At 43.4% G+C, this 17,667-nt stretch carries 19 protein-coding genes; all 19 read right to left on the bottom strand.

Features of this window, described 5'->3' with window-relative positions; translation table 11 throughout:
* Nucleotides 1-5 precede the first annotated feature (5 nt).
* The gene (locus tag PBAL39_RS21335; RefSeq protein WP_008245522.1) at nt 6-2,762 is read right to left on the bottom strand and encodes a multicopper oxidase domain-containing protein; all 2,757 of its coding nucleotides are present in this window, start codon (nt 2,760-2,762) and stop codon (nt 6-8) included.
* Between the two features lie 5 nt (nt 2,763-2,767).
* Complete coding sequence (locus PBAL39_RS21340; protein WP_008245523.1) at nt 2,768-3,229, bottom strand: heme-binding domain-containing protein; 462 nt, start codon at nt 3,227-3,229, stop codon at nt 2,768-2,770.
* A 2-nt stretch (nt 3,230-3,231) separates the two neighbouring features.
* Nucleotides 3,232-3,807, bottom strand: a complete 576-nt coding sequence (locus PBAL39_RS21345; RefSeq protein WP_008245524.1) for a DUF3347 domain-containing protein — start codon at nt 3,805-3,807, stop codon at nt 3,232-3,234.
* 56 nt (nt 3,808-3,863) lie between these two features.
* Complete coding sequence (locus PBAL39_RS21350) at nt 3,864-4,349, bottom strand: DUF3347 domain-containing protein (protein ID WP_157274152.1); 486 nt, start codon at nt 4,347-4,349, stop codon at nt 3,864-3,866.
* A gap of 73 nt (nt 4,350-4,422) precedes the next feature.
* Nucleotides 4,423-4,896 carry a hypothetical protein gene (locus tag PBAL39_RS25465; RefSeq protein ID WP_157274153.1) on the bottom strand — a complete coding sequence of 158 codons (474 nt, stop codon included), beginning with the start codon at nt 4,894-4,896 and terminating at the stop codon, nt 4,423-4,425.
* Nucleotides 4,897-5,118: 222 nt separating this feature from the next.
* A complete protein-coding gene (locus PBAL39_RS21360; protein ID WP_008245530.1) occupies nt 5,119-5,499 on the bottom strand; it encodes a helix-turn-helix domain-containing protein in 381 nt (126 codons plus the stop codon).
* 562 nt (nt 5,500-6,061) lie between these two features.
* Nucleotides 6,062-6,781, bottom strand: coding sequence for a phosphatase PAP2 family protein (locus tag PBAL39_RS21365; RefSeq protein WP_083801799.1), 720 nt, complete (start codon nt 6,779-6,781; stop codon nt 6,062-6,064).
* A complete protein-coding gene (locus PBAL39_RS21370) occupies nt 6,778-8,586 on the bottom strand; it encodes an LTA synthase family protein (protein ID WP_232282993.1) in 1,809 nt (602 codons plus the stop codon). Before PBAL39_RS21370 ends, PBAL39_RS21365 begins: the two co-directional genes overlap by 4 nt.
* Before the next feature lie 163 nt (nt 8,587-8,749).
* Nucleotides 8,750-9,220, bottom strand: coding sequence for an MgtC/SapB family protein (locus tag PBAL39_RS21375; protein ID WP_008245535.1), 471 nt, complete (start codon nt 9,218-9,220; stop codon nt 8,750-8,752).
* Between the two features lie 6 nt (nt 9,221-9,226).
* Nucleotides 9,227-9,403, bottom strand: coding sequence for a hypothetical protein (locus tag PBAL39_RS25630; RefSeq protein ID WP_008245537.1), 177 nt, complete (start codon nt 9,401-9,403; stop codon nt 9,227-9,229).
* Nucleotides 9,404-9,423: 20 nt separating this feature from the next.
* Nucleotides 9,424-10,029, bottom strand: a complete 606-nt coding sequence (locus PBAL39_RS21380) for an HD domain-containing protein (RefSeq protein ID WP_008245538.1) — start codon at nt 10,027-10,029, stop codon at nt 9,424-9,426.
* A 12-nt stretch (nt 10,030-10,041) separates the two neighbouring features.
* Complete coding sequence (locus PBAL39_RS21385) at nt 10,042-10,239, bottom strand: hypothetical protein (protein WP_157274154.1); 198 nt, start codon at nt 10,237-10,239, stop codon at nt 10,042-10,044.
* Between the two features lie 22 nt (nt 10,240-10,261).
* Nucleotides 10,262-10,933, bottom strand: coding sequence for a DUF1345 domain-containing protein (locus PBAL39_RS21390; RefSeq protein WP_198139864.1), 672 nt, complete (start codon nt 10,931-10,933; stop codon nt 10,262-10,264).
* A 32-nt stretch (nt 10,934-10,965) separates the two neighbouring features.
* A complete protein-coding gene (locus tag PBAL39_RS21395; protein ID WP_008245541.1) occupies nt 10,966-11,709 on the bottom strand; it encodes a ZIP family metal transporter in 744 nt (247 codons plus the stop codon).
* Nucleotides 11,699-12,355, bottom strand: a complete 657-nt coding sequence (locus tag PBAL39_RS21400; RefSeq protein ID WP_008245542.1) for a phosphatase PAP2 family protein — start codon at nt 12,353-12,355, stop codon at nt 11,699-11,701. Before PBAL39_RS21400 ends, PBAL39_RS21395 begins: the two co-directional genes overlap by 11 nt.
* Before the next feature lie 40 nt (nt 12,356-12,395).
* Nucleotides 12,396-13,718 (bottom strand): NRAMP family divalent metal transporter, encoded by a 1,323-nt coding sequence (locus tag PBAL39_RS21405; RefSeq protein WP_008245543.1) that lies wholly within the window; start codon nt 13,716-13,718, stop codon nt 12,396-12,398.
* A complete protein-coding gene (locus PBAL39_RS21410) occupies nt 13,711-15,897 on the bottom strand; it encodes a heavy metal translocating P-type ATPase (protein ID WP_008245545.1) in 2,187 nt (728 codons plus the stop codon). The genes PBAL39_RS21405 and PBAL39_RS21410 overlap by 8 nt, the downstream gene beginning before the upstream one ends.
* 134 nt (nt 15,898-16,031) lie before the next feature.
* Complete coding sequence (locus PBAL39_RS25105; protein WP_083801800.1) at nt 16,032-16,376, bottom strand: four-helix bundle copper-binding protein; 345 nt, start codon at nt 16,374-16,376, stop codon at nt 16,032-16,034.
* Between the two features lie 51 nt (nt 16,377-16,427).
* Entirely contained in the window at nt 16,428-17,663 is a 1,236-nt protein-coding gene (locus PBAL39_RS21415) for an efflux RND transporter periplasmic adaptor subunit (RefSeq protein ID WP_008245550.1), read from the bottom strand.
* Nucleotides 17,664-17,667: the final 4 nt, after the last annotated feature.

A 17,667-nucleotide genomic window follows, 5' to 3' on the forward strand; every position in this document is an offset into this window, starting at 1 on the left:
TATGATTAATAAGTGATGGTAAGTCCAGCTCCATAACCCATATCGCTGTCATAGTGGGTAGAGAAAGAGAAATATTTAGTAACAATGTACCTAAAACCAGCCATATATTCTTTATCGGTATTAGCCATAAAATTAAAACGTAGCCTACTGGTCAGGGGAACATCTTCCCGTCCCAGCTGAAAGCGTAACTTTCCTTTACTATCCAGTCGGGCCTCAGCGGTGACTAACATCGGGAGAATAAACTGCGCACCGATCACGGCTGCCTTTCTGTTCTTTTGATTGCTGAGTTGTCCAAATAGATTGTTTTCCCTTTCATTGTTCATGCGGTTATAATGATAGTCAAAACCAACGAACGGCATCAGCCACTGCATCTTGCCAATATAGCGCCCAAAGTAAGTTTCGCTTTCAATCCCATGTTCTGATTTAAGTCCAACTCTCCATTCCGTAGATAAGCGGTAACGGGTATTGGAAAACATCAGTTCTCCGTCACTACCATTGCTTTCCAGTCCAATACTGGCCATTGGGTGATATTTCCTGTCATCAGCAGATAGCTTTTTCCAGGCAAGCTTGGGGTCCGGCAGTTCTGGATTGGGCGGTGAATTTTCATAACTAAAGACCCTGCCCATACCACTCATCATATGATAAAGGATATGGCAGTGGAAAAACCAGTCTCCTCCATTTTCACTGGCCGCAAACTCTATCGTATCTCTTTCCATTGGCATAATGTCAAGAACATTTTTCATGGGCGCATTTTCACCCTGTCCGTTAACTACCCTGAAATCGTGGCCGTGCAGGTGCATAGGGTGACGCATCATGCTGTTGTTGAACATAATGATGCGCACATTTTCGCCTTTTTTGATCAGGATCTTATCACTTTCTGAAACGGTTTTATTATCTAAAGTCCACACATAGCGGTTCATGTTTCCGGTCAAATCAAATTTCAATTCTTTCCATGGCCCTTTGGGTAACGTCGTTATCTTCGGATCACGAAGCATATTGTAATTCAGGGTTACCATATCGGGATTGCCATCAGCCATATTCATGCCCGCCATACTTTTATCATTCGGCATCTGCATGCCGGGGGCATCTGTCTTTTTATTCTTTGCCTTTGGATTTTCGGCACCGGTAATTTCAGGATACATGACTGTATTCATGTCCATGACCTGGTTCTGCATTTTCATGCCTTCCATTTCAATCATATTGCCCTGCATGTCCATCATGTCATTCATCATCTTCATTCCGGCAAAGTATTTTGGTCTATCAAGTTTCTGAGCAAAAACCTTTTCCCCACTTCCAAGCCACAGGGATGCTGATTTCGTACGATCTTCCGGAGTGACTAAAAACTCGTATTTCTTGTTTTCTGGGATCGTTACCACAACATCGTAAGTTTCAGAAGTGGCAATGATTAACCTGTCTACTTCTACCGGCTCCACATCATTTCCATCAGTAGCCACAACAGTAATCTTTCCTCCGGAATAGCTTAGCCAGAAGTAATCAGAAGCTCCACCATTTGCAATGCGAAGCCTGACCTTGTCCCCGGCCTTGAATTGCGGCTGTTCATTTTGGTTTTTACCATTGATTAAAAATGCATCATAGTATACGTCACTTACATCCATGGCCGTCATTCGCTTCCATTCATTGTTTACCTTGGTCTTGAAATGTCCGGTTTTTATCGCCTCACCATAACTCTGTGTCGTTCCTTTTTGGATTGCAAACCAGTCAGTAGCATTCTTAAGGCTGCGATGTACCTCTTCTGGTTTCATATCTGTCCACTCACTTAATACAAGGGGGATGGTAGGAATGTCCCATTCTTTTCTTTTATTCATAATAAAAGCTCCGTACATACCTATCTGTTCCTGAAGCATACTATGGCTATGGTACCAGTGGGTACCATGCTGAACAATCGGAAATTTATAGATATAGGTGGCATGTGGCATTATTGGCATTTGGGTCAGAAATGGTACCCCATCCATTTTATTAGGCAGAAACAGTCCATGCCAGTGAAGGGAAGTTTCTTCATCCAGGTTATTATGTACATAGATCAGTGCAGTGTCGCCTTCGGTAAAAGTTAGTGTCGGCATAGGGATTTGCCCGTTCACTGCAATTGCCCTCTTAGATTTCTTTCCATAAGTCACCGTGGTATCGGCTATGTACAGATCATAGCGAACAGTACGGGGTGGCGTTTTACTTGTAATGGTTTTTATAGGTCCTAACTGTGCTTTTGCCTTTTTGATATTCTCCATTGTGGCATTGTCATCTCCCATTTGCATTCCTTTCATGCCCTCCATACTATCCGACTTTTTAGCATCTTCTTTCATGGGCATATCCATTCCCTCATGCTTAGTGGGAGCTGTCTTTTGGGTTTCCTTTACCAGTTTCATTCCGCATTTTGGGCAATTACCGGGCTTGGAAGCATGAACTTCCGGATGCATGGGACAAGTATAGGTTTCACCTGAATAAGGTGCTTCGACAGCCGCCTTTTGCTGCGACATTTTCATACCACCCATACCTTCTTTTTTTGAAGGGTGAGTTTTTCTACCTGGCACGGCCTTTTTGGCCGGAACGCTTTTTTTCTTCTGAATAACCAGCTTCATGCCGCACTTTGAACAATTGCCTGGCGTCTTGCTCTGGATTTCAGGGTGCATAGGGCAGGTATAAACTACCGGCTGTTGCTTTTGCTGCAATGATATGTTCTGTCCATCGTGCGCAGATGCGAACCCGAACAAACCCATCAGTAAAATATATACTATCAATTTTTTCATCTCTATTATTTTTTTGAAAGATTGTCTTTCGTTTCTTCTATCCAGTTCAGGATTAAATCTTGCTCAGCTTTGGAAAGTCTGGCATTTTTGTGGATCATTGTATAGGAGCTTATGGGCATTGTTCCGTCTTTAATGGTATTAGATATTGCTTTTAGCTTACTTTGCTGCCTGCGAAAGGAGTAACTACCAAACTCATTGAAATTAAGTTCCTCTTTCCCCTTCTTGATATGCGAGGCAAGCCACCAACCACTGGGCTGTATCTGAGAATACCAGGGATAATTGGTGTTGTTGCTATGGCAGTCGTAACAGGAGTTTCTTAAGATCCCCTTTATTTTACCTTCCATTGGGTATATCCGGCTGATATCGGCAGGGTAATCCTTCATGCTAATATTACTGGCAGGCCGAATGAACTGAATAAAAACCAGTACCCCTGCTAATAAAAAAAGACCATGTCGCACCCGGACCATAATTAGTTTAGTTCTTCCTTAATGCTGCCACAGGTTGGCATTCCCTTGCCCAGGTATGGGTTTTGTATCTCCTTGGTCTCGCTAAGCCAGTTACCGCCCTTTCCATTATTGTACATCGGACAATTATCATAATAAAGCTTCTGACTCGGGCTGCCACCCGACTTAACCAGGTCGTAAATTTCCTGGCTTAAGGTTTCGAAGTGTTCCCGCTGGTGTTTGATGTTTCCTGCATTGGCTCCGATATGTTCAGCATGTTCTTTTGCATCATCAGCGATATCCGTAAAGACTTTAGATTGTTCTGTACTTAGCGACGCTTTGTCTACTGCCGATATGGCCTCAACAAGGCTTTTTCCAGTCTGCGCAGCAGTCTTATCGTCGTCTTTGGTTAATGCATTTTTCAAGCTTAGATATTCTGTTACAATCCTTTTTGTAGGGCTGAGTGCTTCGACTGTTTTTGTGGTAGATCCAGTTTGTCTGGTATCATTTGATTTATCGGTATCGCCAGTATCTTTAATTCCACTATTACAAGCGGAAAACAATAGTATGGCAAGTGCCATACCTAATATTGCTGTTTTCATATTTTTTTGATTAGTAAGAAAGCCCCAAGCTATTGCTTGGGGCACTTAGACAATAATTATTTTATAGTTTCAACCACATTTCCGCAGGTCAGCATGGCGCTGCCGTAATATGGATTCTTAACTGCTTTTTCGCTGCTTAGCCAATTACTTTTTTTCATTGGGCAATACATTTGATAAACAGGTTCATCCGATAATTTTGATGCTTTGGCCAGGGCGATCATGCTGGTTGAAAGACCTGCAAAATGCTCACGCTCACTTTTAAGATCTTTGCTTTTAGCAAGTTTACCAGCATGTTCCAATAAGGCCTTCTTATTAGTTTCACCAACTACTTTCGCATCAGTACTGTTTACCGCATTAACGAATTCCTGGGATTTTGAAGCTGCAAGTTTTGCATCCCCACTTACTAAGGCGTCTTTAATATTGTAATATAAAGGAAGGAGCGCAACAGCTTGCGTTTGATGACCAGCATGGTCAATTTGTGCAAATCCATATTGCACAAAGGAAGTTGCAATAATAGCAACCATTAGAAATATCTTTTTCATTTTGTTGATTTTAATAGAATAATTACTTAGCTGGAATGGTCAATACCATTCAGAAAATGATCAAACTTTAAAATCAAATTTGGAAACTTTGTATGGCAATACGTACGTCGGGAATTGGCGGACGGCAATGCCGGACAAAATAGGTATTAGGAACATTTACTGGAAAAGTAACTGTCTCGCCTATTCGATAAACTGTCGAAGGCAAAAGAAATAATGAAGAGGATAACAAACTATAATTAAACCCAGGCTGAGTCAGCTTATCAGTTTTTGTTATTTTGTCTACTTGTTCTTTGCAGCAGTTATCTTTTTGACTTTTTGAGGCATGATGATCACCAGTGCTTTGATCATGACTATGTTTTGCATGATCATGATGTTTCCCGTTCTTGTGAGTATGCTTGCCGGAACTAACAACTTTCTGGTCTTCATGGTGCTTTGTATTAAAGCCCATATCCATCCCGACCGCACAGGCAAAGCCAACTAAGGTATTCAACAGGAATACAAAAGTTAAAAAGACTGCTTTAAGCTGTATGGATAAACTAATTTTCATTTATATGAAAGTAGAATTATTTATTAATACCGTAGTAACTACAAAGATAGCTATCCTTATGTTTCATAACTTACATAATCTCCATATAATTTTATATAATTTTCAACTGCTAAAAAAATAGCTCGAAGCGACAAAAGAGCGTAATTCATAATATACCTAAGTATTTGCAAGCAATTTAACTTTTTCGCAGTTTATCAAAAAAGGGTGCAATAATGATATTGATTACAACATCATATCTAGCTTTGTCAGTATCGCCTTATGTGGTTTGTTTTCCTCCAATTCCCAGCTACAAACCGTAGCTCCATCAACGCCTAGAATTTTTCCCAGTTGTTTCTGGCTAAGCCCATTAATATATCTATGTGCTTTTAACTTCCCTGGAAGAGTTCTCAAATCAACATCGAATGGCAAGTACCCCAAAAAATTACTAATACGAGGATAATATTGAATTTGAGGCGTATTCCGGTTTTTTTCCCAATTTGTAATACAATCTTCACTAACTCCACAAATCTTTGCCACGTCCTTTTGAAGTAGCTTTAATTCCATTCTTTTCTTTCTTATATGATCGCCTATCGATACGGGACTTTCAGGATAGGAAATAGGCATTGGTTTTCCGGTTTGGCGTTCAAAACGCAAACAAGGCAACGCAGGAATGCCGATATCGCTGTCAAGATAGCATAAAACTAAAAGGACTATTCATATAGGCTTGCTTAAGCCGTGTCAGCTTATAATTGTAAAAAATACTAGGTGATTCTTAACACAAAGATATTACAATAAAACGTCATCTCTGGGAAACTTTGATGTAATATGCTTTGTGTAAGTACTTATTGTAATGCGCATTACAAAACTAAACCACTATTGGTAGACAAATTTTAAGATTACAATTAAACCTTCGTTTTATTGTAACGTAAATTATCATAACTCATCATCAAATACTTAAATTTTGATTTTGAATAAACGGAATGAGTCATGATAATATATCAATAATAGGAATGTGTTTCAGTAAGTTATAAAGGATATAACTAAAATATTTTCAATACAACAACTAGGCCCGGCAGAACGACTATGATCTTGTTCAGCAATTGGCTATATCTAAAATGCTTTCAGCATTCCGAACCCGACAATACCTTTGCTGTAGGTTGGAAGGATCAGCGCATTGTTTTTGGATTTACCGGAAAATATTTTTTTGACCTTTGGGTATAGCCAATACGAAGCCCGGGTTGACAGAACGCCAAGGCCAGCTCCCGCTAACAACATCGCTAAGCCAGTGCCGGTTATTGTACATTATCAAAACCGCAACAGCAGCAGCAGCGGTATAACCTGATACGGTGTACCATGCAGATTGACCGCCGTATTCCCGGCGAAGGAATTCCGCGGACGCAAACGCTTCGGCAGAGTGGCCGGAAGGGAAAGCATTTTGGGTGCCGTCAGGTCTGGTCACGGCCGTGATCCGCTTAAGGCTTTGTGTAGTCCCGTTTAGGATAATGTTAGATAATAAATAAATGCCGCTCTGGTCAATTAGACTGTTTTTTCCCTTGATACCTAATCCATTTAAAGCGAATACCGCTGCTCCTGGAGCAAACTGGAGGTAATCATCTACGATAAACTGGCGGTGGGGGTGTTCACTGTAGAATTCATGTCTGGCTTCCAGGTCAAGCCTTGTCAGGGCATTGTTGTCCAATTTTACAAAGCCATAAGCCATAGCTCCCATCGGGATGATGACAGCTGATAGCGGAAGGGCGCTATTTGATTCTTGCAGGGGAACTTTAGCTTGAACGCATGAAGTATCAAATTGTATCGGTATGGTATCCACAGCCTGACGTGCAAAACAGCTTACCGTAAATAATAAGGGTAATATATATAAAAAACATCGTATGCAGCTTTTCATTTCTTTAATTTTAAACCACCATTTTTGTACAGATAATAGGCGGTTTGATAATAGGATATTGCTTCATTAGTCACATTTCCTGAAAATTTACGAGGTGCCTGTTCATTTGTTGATGAATTGTACAGGTATGTTTCCAGCTTTCTTCCGGGACTTAGGATCACCAAACTGTCGGCCTTCATGTATCCCAGCTTTTGATAGGTACCTAGTAAGATCCGGGGTGCATAATTTTTATCAAGAACATTTTTACCATAGTTGTTATTTGTGTATGACCAGTTCAGGAGAGAAAAAAGCGTTGGATAAAGGTCTATCTGTGAACACATTTTTTCAATACGGGCCGGTGCCTGACCTGGAATGTTGAACACTAAAGCCGGAATATGGTATTTGGTAATGTCAATCTCATTCTTTCCGGCACTGCCTGCGCAATGGTCGGCTACAAAAATAAAAACGGTGTTTGCATACCAGGGTTTTGTTTTGGCCAGTTCAAGAAATCTGCCTATTGCATAATCGGTATATTTTACGGCACCTTCCCTGCCTGTACCTGAAGGAATATTAATTTTATTTTGAGGATAAGTAAACGGGCGATGATTGGATGTAGTCATCACAAAATTATAAAAAGGCTGTTTGGCCGCAAATCCAATATCGGCATCCCTGATTACTGCAGCAAAGAGATCCTCGTCGCAAATACCCCAGGCGTTCTCAAAACTCACCTGTTTGTCTGTAAGAATCGTTCTTGTAGTTTTATAATTATCGCCGATGGACAAATTCCTGCCACGGTCAGTAATATTAAATCCATTACTGCCGAAGTACTGATTCATGTTGTCAAAATATCCATCCCCGCCATAAAAAAAAGTAGTTCGGTATCCTTTAGTCCTGAAAATGCTTCCGATAGTAGTCAGTTCTTCATTATTCTTTCTTCTGACAATGCTGTTTCCCGGAGTTGGAGGTACAGCCAGGGAAAGGGCTTCCATTCCGCGGACTGTTCTTGTTCCGGTAGCATACATTTTGGTGAATAATAAACTTTGATCCGCAAGAGCTTCCAATACGGGTGTCAGCTTTTGTCCATTGCCAAATTTGCCCATAAACTCTGCACTGAAACTTTCCAGTACCACCATGACTACATTTGGTGTTTTAGCTTTAGCAGAACCGGTGATCTGCCTGGTTAACTCTAAAGGGTTGCCACCAGGTGAGGAGCCAGATTCCCGAAGGCTAGTTTTCATAATCGCAAAAGCCTTTTTTATCTCCATTAACGGATAAAACTGATCGAAGTTCAGTTCATTGTTTTTAAAAGCAGCTACAAAAGAAAAAATCCCTGCTTTAGAAAGTTCATTCTGATACCTATTACTGCTTTTTTCCGCCCAGGAGTTATCCGTTTTCCATAAGAGCAGGAATGCTGCCAAACAGATCAGCGTAGTGATAAATAGCCGTTTCAAAAAGCGCGTTTCTGATTTAAAGCTGTTATCAAAATTTTTTCTTTTCAGGATTACCACTATTAACGTAATGAGCAATACTCCGCCAATCAGGAGTGGCAAGGGATAGGATTCGTTGATGTTATTGATGACTTCGTAGGTATAAATCAGGTAATCTACTGCGATAAAATTAAACCGGCTTTCAAATTCCCGCCAAAAGGTATATTCTGCGAAAAACGAAAATATGGTGATGAGAACCATTAGAAAAACAATAAAATAAGTTGCGATCTTATTGAATACAGTTCTGTTCCAGCGCTGTGGTAAAAGCAGTAGATAAATGGAATAGGGAATAGTGAAACATAAGCCTACCGTAAGATCAAAAACAAACCCCTTGGCCATAATCTCGGGAATATTTAAACTGTCTAAATCTGCCTGAACTACCGAAATCGATAAAAATACTATTCGCAAACACAATGAAGCAAACAGAAAAAATAAGATGAAGGAAAAGAGGATGATATACCTGCTATTAAGAAATTTTTGCATTCTATAATTTATGATTACTTCAGTCGTCAGAATTTTCCTTTTTATGCGCTTTCTGCATTTTATCTCTCCATTTCAGATACCACTTTTGGTGATGGAGGCTCAACAGAAAATAGATGGCAGCAGCGGCTACGACGGCAATGATCAGCATGTTTAGGCCAACGGCAACCCCGATCCCGGCAGTGCACCAGATGGTTGCGGCCGTTGTCAGGCCCTGTGAACTGTTTGTTTTGTCATTTTTGTAAATGATCCCCGCTCCCAAAAAACCGATACCGACCAATATATTGGCGATGATCCGTGAGGCAGCCGCAATGTTTTGCATATGCTCTCCTATAGCCGTAAATAACGTAGCCCCCAAGCAGACCGCTGCATAAGTGCGGATGCCCGCACTACTGCCGTGCTTCTCCCGATCTAGGCCAATGGCCGCTCCCAGGACAAATGCAATCAACAATTTTAAAACTATGAATAGTTCATTCTCTGCATCCAGTCTCATAACAGGTTAACCCTCCATGTTTAAAAACCATTCTTGTGCACGCTTAATGGCCTCTTCTACTATGGCCAGCTCTTTGACTTGTCCTTCCTTTTTTAACTGGTTGGCGATTTCAATCGCTTTTTCTCTTACATGGGGTTCTAGGTCACCCATTTCCAAGGGGAAATTTTCTAATGTCCATTTCATAATTCTTTTTGCTTTTGAATTTATCTTGAGTTTTCAATACGTCTGGTAAATGCATCAATGTTCTCCTGTTTGCCTTTTTGTAATTTTTGGTTGCAATAGGAAGTAAAAAACCTATGCCCTTTTAAAAAATCAAGAGTAATGTTGTCCCATTCCCTGCTGATCGGGAACCCTCTTAGCCTCAATTCTTCTTTCAGCAATTCATCGGTTACCAGGAACTCTTCCGTTCCCAGGTTGTAGGTATCCGCATCGCAGATGATCTCTTGTAAAAAGGTCTCCGGGCAGTGGGGTATCTTTGTGGCCATTATACAGCCGCTGATCGCTTCGATGATAAACTGCTCTATACCGTGTTCCCGTAGAAAGGATTCCATAATGCCGGCACTCTGCTGTTCATGGCCTTGAGGCTCAGAAAAAAGCTGTCCGGTATCATGGAAACAGGAAGCCGCAAGAAGAATGAAACAATCGGTTTCGGAAAGCCTATAATGCCTTGCGATTTCCATTGTCCTTTTTGCCACCCGCTTTGTATGCTCCAGATTATGGTAGACCAGTTCGGGCTTGACGTGCTCATCAAAAATAGCAGAGACATAAATGGGTATCTGCTTACTTAATAACTTGATATTATTTTCCATCTTGTTTATGCTTTACCAGTGTTTAATTAAAAAATGACGAACCCTCAGGATTATGGCGGCAATAAGCAAAATGGACGCTATCGCAATAAGGGTGACCTTTAGCACCTTTTTTACTAAGGGAGTTGGCGGCACCACTTCTTTAGGTGAATCATTAAATGCATTAGGGATATATTTTTTATTTCTTCTATTTGGAATTTTGTTCCTTTTCATTGTCATACTTTTTTGGAACGGCCTATTTGGAGATAAGCCCGGAAATGACATTAATGGTAAGGGCTACAATTATGGTATTAAATGCAAAGGCCAAAACGCCGTGCATCCAGGCCAGCCTCCTAATTCTTCTCGAGGTAATCTGTACATCGGAAACTTGGAAGGTCATGCCGATTACAAATGAAAAATAGGTAAAATCAAGATAATCGGGCTCGTTCTCCTCGGGGAAGATCAGCCCGCCAGGCTTTATCTTTTTGTCCTTATCGCCCCGCTCCATATCACAGTAATAAAAGTGGGCATACCGAAGGGTAAAAATGGTATGTACCAGCCACCAGGAACTGATCACGCAGGCAAACGGAATGACAATCTGAAAGGCAATGTCCTGTTTTGACTTTTCCGCACTGCCCTGCAACAGGATGACAATCGCAAAAAGGCTGGCAAAAGCAGCAGCAACTGCAAATAAAAATACCAGCGTGCGGCTGGAATCCTGGGCATGGGCTTCATGCTTCACCTCGGCGGGGTGCGAGGTTAATATGGTAATCCAAGCAAGCACTAAGCTACTTAGTGCATATGCCAACCAGGTTATCATGAAATGGATAGAGAAGGATAGCCTGCCATAGGTTACCAAAAAGACAACCAGGGCGATCCCTAAGGAAATGTATAATTTATAGTGGGCATCCAGTTGATTAATTTTCATATACATAGTTTATAATAATGCTTTTAAAAGACTTAAACGACCATCCCCAAGATCATAAATATAAGGAACCCGGCAAAGAAAGCGGCCGTGTAAAACGGGGAATCCTTTTGTTCATGGGCCTCCACCAGAAGTTCCTCTGTTACCAGGAACAATAAAGCCGCCGAGCCAAAAGAAAGCACGACTTCAAGTACCATATCGCCCGTATAGTGCAGCACAAAAAATCCGATAGCTGTACCCATCACAAATAGCAGGCTCAACCCCATCAGTATGGATATAATCTTGCCACCATTCAGCTGTAATTTTAACAGGCTGCTACTTATGGCCAGTCCCAATGAAAGACATTCCATTGCCAGGGCAAGAGCCAGTAGCATGCCCTCTTTTGCCCCGGCAGCAAACCCAATACCCAGCAATAGGCCGTCCAGTATCAGATCAATGCCAATAGCGGTCAACATCCCCCAGGGAAGAAGCTGTTTTCCTATATTACCGGCCTCTTTAAGTTCCAGTTTAGCGGTAAACGATTTAATGACCAGCATGGAAGCGATACCCAATATAAACCCTGCAATAATAGCTATGGGGTCATGAATTTTGATCATGTCCGGCAATAGCTCAACTGCCACTACAGAAAACACCACCCCAGCGGCAAAATGAAGGATTACGCTTTGTACTGCCGCATTGGGCTTGCGGTAAAGAACACTTGCCCCGCCGGCAATCAATAGGACAACCGGGATGCAGGTAAGACCCAGTTCTTTGTAAGAAATCATCAGTTCAACTGGCATAATATCTGTTTAAATAATATCGATAAGCGATAAATGAACTATAGGATAGGGTCAGGCCAAGGAAGATTCCAAGAAGTATCTCGTCAGGAAAATTCCACCCTGTATATATTCTGCCATAGAGGAGCAGCCCAGCCCAAACCACTACCAATATTTTTAAGGGAAGGTAGCGCTGGTCGAAATACAGACAAAAGAACAAGGCGATGCCCACAGCATTTGATACCAGGGGAATGCATCCATAGGCCATTCCCTTTCCGGCAATGCCAATGTGCAACCGGGAGGCTAAACCAAGTTCGTATAACGGGCGAAGGTGTCCGAGCAGGCTGTTCAATAAAAAAAGCAAAAAATTCTGAATGCCCAGGTATAAGACCAGGAAGGGGATCATGCGCATAAACCTGATCTTATCGTAGGCCAGCAGCATCAGGATCAGGAAGCAATAAAACGGAACCCAAAAGTAAAAGCTTTCTATTCGGAGCATCACATGGTCCATAAAATTGTTATGCCAGCTGTTCGTCCAGATCAGCAGCCCCCGGTCTATTGCATTAAAATCGCTCTTGAGGTCATGGCTGGAAATAATAAACAATGCCAACACCCCCGTAAAAATAAGTGCGGTAATCACTATAGGAAAGGGAATGTTAGACACTTTCATTTGTCATTAGATTAGTCAGTTTTAGCGTATTGAAAATTATTTATGAGGTGAACTGCAAATAGATCAGGAACACAGCGGAAACCGACATGACCAGCAGGGTTGCAAAGCCAAGAAAATTGGACAGCTTTCCATTGGTATATTCTCCCATGATCTTTTTATTGTTTGCGATGTGCAGCAGAATGGCGATGATCACCGGTGAGGTCAGCCCGTACAAAATTGCCGTATATAGCAGCGCATCTACCGGACTGATGCCAATATAATTGAGCAGCAGTCCGATGATTACCGATATGATGATGATGGCATAGAACGGTTTGGCCTGATGGAACTTTTTGTCCAGGTTGCCCTTCCATCCGAAGGTTTCCGATACAATATAGGAAAGGCTGCCGCTCAGCACCGGAATGGCCAAAAAGCCGGTTCCGATCACCCCCAGGGCAAACAAAAGATAGGATGCCCGTCCCGCTACCGGTTCCAATGCCTTGGCCGCCTGTTCTACCGTATCGATCTGCCTGATCCCCTGGCTGTACAAGGCGGTACCTGTAGCAAGGATCGTAAAGAACATGATCATGTTTGACAAGAGCATGCCCAGGTTTACATCCAGTCCCATTTTCTGGATCAGTAGCCCCATCAGCCGTTTTTCCCTGGTCTTATGCTCGGATGGAGTGCGATGATCCCCGTTTATGGTCACCAGTCTTTTATTGATCATCACCTGGCGTTTGACCGCCTTTACATCTTCGGCCTCCATTGCCGTTTGCCAAAAAAAGAGGTAGGGCGAGATCGTTGTTCCCAGGATTGCAACCAGCATCCCTATAAAGTCCTTGTCCCATTTTATCGTCGGGATGAATGTCGCCTTTAATACCGCCCCCCAATCCGGTTTGGTAAAAAACGGAACAATGATATAGAGCAGTAAGGTCAGGCACAGGTATTTCAGAACCGAAACGAATTTGGAATACGGGAGATAAATAATAAAGAACAATAGAATGGCCGTAAACAGTACGCTAAAGATCATCGCATGGACAGCGGGAAAGATCAGGTGTGCCACAGCGCCCATACCTGCGATATCAGCTCCTATATTTAATATAATGGCAGGTACACTGAATAGGATCATCAGGTAGAGGACGGATTTGGAGTAATGCTTTTTTAGCGTTGTTGTTAGTCCGACTGCGGTAACCAGGCCAATCCGGGCGCAGATTTCCTGAATCGCAGCCATTAACGGAAAGGTGATAAGAACAGTCCAGAGCGTGGCCAGCCCATATTTGGCACCAGCCTGTGAATAGGTCGCAATTCCCGACGGGTCATCGTCACTCGCACCAGTAACGACGCCCGGACCAAGGGCCTTCAGGAATTTTTTTACTTTTCTAAGCATGTTTTTTTTCCTTTGGTTTTGGAGCCTGCTTTTTCTGGTCGTTATCATAGGCAAGCAGGCGCAGCGCATTGAATACAACCAATAAGGTAGAACCCTCATGGGCAATCACCGCCGGGCCGATTGAGGCTATGCCCAAAATGGTTAGCGGTATCAGGGCGGCAACCACTCCCAAACTGATCCATAGGTTCTGTTTGATGATGCCCCTTGCCTTGCGGCTTAGCCCGATTGCAAAGGGAAGGCTTTCGAGCCTGTCGCCCATCAGGGCAATGTCTGCGGTTTCCAGTGCAACATCCGAGCCTGCGGCACCCATGGCAATACCAACCGTACTTTTTGCCATTGCAGGGGCATCGTTCACGCCATCTCCGACCATGGCCACCATTTTCTCGGATTTGTCCAGTTTTTTGACCGCTTCTACCTTATCTTCGGGCATCAGGTTTCCCCAGGCTTCAGTTACCCCGATCTGTTTGGCAACCGCTTCGGCCACCTGCTGATTGTCCCCGGTCAGCATGATCATTTTTTTTATGCCCAAAGCGGTAAGTTCTGCAAGCACGTGCTTTGCCTCTTTACGGGGCACATCCATCAGGGAAAGAATCCCGATGAAATCGCTATCCCTTTTCACCAGCATAGAAGTATGGCCGCCCTTCTCCAGGTCTTCCACTTGTTTTAATAGTTCAGCGGGAATACCGCCCTTATCTTTTTCAAATAAGGCTTTGTTACCAATGAAGACTTTTTTGCCATCTACCTCCGCCTGAACGCCACGGCCGGTAATGCCCTTAACATTCCTGGCTTCGGGGATCGCCTGCTTATTCAATTTTTCCATAGCCCCTTTTACAATGGCCTCGGCAAGGGGATGGTCACTCAATTTTTCTACCGCTACGGCAATTACCAGTAACTCTTCTTCTGAAACCTTATCCAGGGGGATCACATTGGTCAGCTGTGGCTTTCCTTCGGTCAGCGTCCCGGTCTTATCAAAAGCAATGGCGTTTAATGCGCCCAGATCTTCCAACGGCCTGCCCCCCTTGATCAGTACGCCACCACGGGCGGCCCGGGCAACCCCGCTCAATACGGCGCTTGGTGTAGATATTGCAAGGGCGCAGGGACTGGCCGCAACCAGTACCGCCATTGCCCGGTAAAAACTTTTGCTAAAAGGCTCATCAATGACCAGGAACGCAAAGCAAAGCAATGTTACCAAGACCAGCACAATAGGCACAAAATATTTTTCAAATTTATCGGTAAACAATTGTGTAGGGGATTTTTGCTTTTCCGCTTCGTTCACCATTTTCACAAGCCGCGAAATGGTAGAATCCTTCGCTTCCTTGATCACCTTCACTTCCAATACAGAAGCCCCGTTGATGGTTCCAGCAAAGACCCGGTATTGTGGTTTAATACTTTTTTCTCCCGTATAATCTTTGGTTGGATCGGGCACTGGTGATTTATCGACCGGTACGCTTTCCCCGGTTATGGGAGCCTGGTTGACACTCCCCTCGCCTTTAACCACCACGCCGTCGGCTGGAATTTTACTGTTGGGCTTAATGATAATGGTATCGCCCAGCACCAGCTGCTCAATACCTATTTCTTCTTCTTTGCCTTCCCGTACCACCAGCGCTGTCGGGGGGGCAAGGCTGGTCAGGGCGGCAATCGACTTCCGGGCTTTGCCCATCGCATAATGCTCCAGAGAATGCCCCAAACTGAACAGGAACAACAATAAGGCTCCTTCTACCCATGCGCCCAAAATCGCTGCGCCAATGGCGGCAACCAGCATTAGAAAATCAATTTCAAATCCACCTTTCAGTATGGTTTCTACAGCTTCCTTGGCGGTAAAGAACCCACCAAAGAAATAAGCGATGATATACAGGGACAGGCTGACCCAGGAAGGAAGCCCGCTGACATACGACAAGCCAAAACCAGCACCCAGGGCAACCCCGCAAAGCATGGCAAAGATCAGCTCGGTGTTCTTGCCGAAAATGCCGCCATGTTCATGATCGTGTCCATCTCCTTCGGAATGATCAGCCTTGTTCTCCTTATGGGAATGTGACTGATCTTTGGAGTGGGTATCCTTATTGATTTTCTGATCTGCCGCACTTTTAGGTTTGGGCGTTTTGCTTTCGCGGATATTCCCCGGAGTGTTTTTTGGGGCTGTTGGTTTTTTTGCCGGCTGTTTTTTGTTATTGCTTTCCATATCAGGTTATTGATTTTTAAATTTTGAGCCTTGTTAAGCTCTTTGATGTTGCAGTATTTTAAGTAGTTATATTTACATAGGGCGGCATAAAAAAGAGATGCCTTCCGAAGAAAGCACCTCATCAGATGTGTGTATTAATCTTGGTTTAAGTTACTGTGATGCTCATGGCAGGCATCAGCACATTCGGTACAGGCCTGTGCGCATTTTTTGCAGTGCTCGTGATCATGTTTACCGCATTCCTGGGCGCACATCCGGCACGCCTTTTCGCAGATAAGCAAGAACTCGTGTGAGATTTCTGATCCACGCTGCAAAAGGCGGGCAGCAAGCATGCAGATGTCCGCACAATCAATGTCCATTGGTATGCATTTTTCCATCATTGCATTTTGGGCTTCTTTAAAGCCTTCGGCAGCACAGTTTTCACAGGCTAGGGCACAGTTTAGTAATTTCTGAATAAGTGCCTGGTGATTTTGATTTTCCATAATTAAAATAGATTAGCTATATGTAGATTTATTTCTACCACGTTGACTTGATTATTCTTCCTCGCTGTTCTTCATTTTGGAGAGCAGGTCGTAGGCTCCCTTCAAAACGACTTTACCTTTTACATTCATCTTTTCAGGAATTTGCACCTCGATAAAGCCGCCGTCACTGATCCCGGTCGTTACCTCTACCATTTGAAAATGATATGTCTCCCCAGCTTTTTCCGTTTCGGCCTCTGTTTCTTTTTCCTTATGCTGGTGCGCAGCTTCGGTCTGTCCTGTGCCCGCCAAGAAAATATACTTCTTACCTTCAAAGTCCACAACAGCACTTAGCGGTAAGGCCATCACCTGGTTGCTCCCGGTTTCTATAAGGGCTTTCAGGTACGTTCCTGGAATAAAGCCTTTGCTGCCCTTGGCTACGGCATGAACAGTTACTGTTTTATCCGGGTTGATCTCACGTCCAACAAGCTGAACCACAGCCATTTGTTCGGTTGTATCATTGGTCATGGTAAAGCGGACACGTTGTCCGGCCTTTACCTTTGCCGCATCCTTTTCAAAAACGTTCAGCTCAACGTGCAGGTTAGAACTATTGACAATTTCAAACATCACATCATTTGGGCTGACGAATTTTCCGGTGTTTACGTTCACCTTGGTTACGTAGCCGCTGATGGGGGCATATATATTTACCTGGCTGCGTATATTGGAAGCGGTAAGGCTCGCCGGAATGATATTGATAAGTTGCAGGCGTTGCTTTAAGGCGTTTTCCCTTGCCAGGTTACTTAGGTATTGTGACTTGGCCTGCTGTACGGTTTTTTGGGCGTTCACATTCTGTTGGGCAAGGGTTTGCTGACGTTTATATTCGGCATCTGTCAATTCAAGCTGGCTCTTGCTTTCCAGGTAGTCCTGTTGCAGCTGTACAAATTCCTGGTTTTGAAGCACCGCTATTACCTGCCCTTTGCTGACGATACTACCTTGTAAAAGTGGGGTGGATTTAATTATCCCTCCCATCTGCGTAGTAACGCTTACCAGATTTTGAGGTGGTACATCTATATAGCCGTTTACTTTTAACAGCCCGCTCAGACCCTTCATTTCGGCAGAGCCCAACTCAATACCAACGGTTTTGTACTGCGCCTGGGTGATTTCTACCGAATTTTTATCTTCCTGATGGGTGCTGTCCGCTTTAACATCGGTTTGTTCTTCTGAATTTTCTTTACTTCCGCAGGCGGCAAAAAATGCAGCCAGTAAGGTTATACAGGCAATCCTGCTGATGGTCTTAGTTATTCTTTTCATTTTA

The sequence above is a fragment of the Pedobacter sp. BAL39 genome (assembly GCF_000170795.1).
Taxonomy (GTDB): Bacteria; Bacteroidota; Bacteroidia; order Sphingobacteriales; family Sphingobacteriaceae; genus Pedobacter.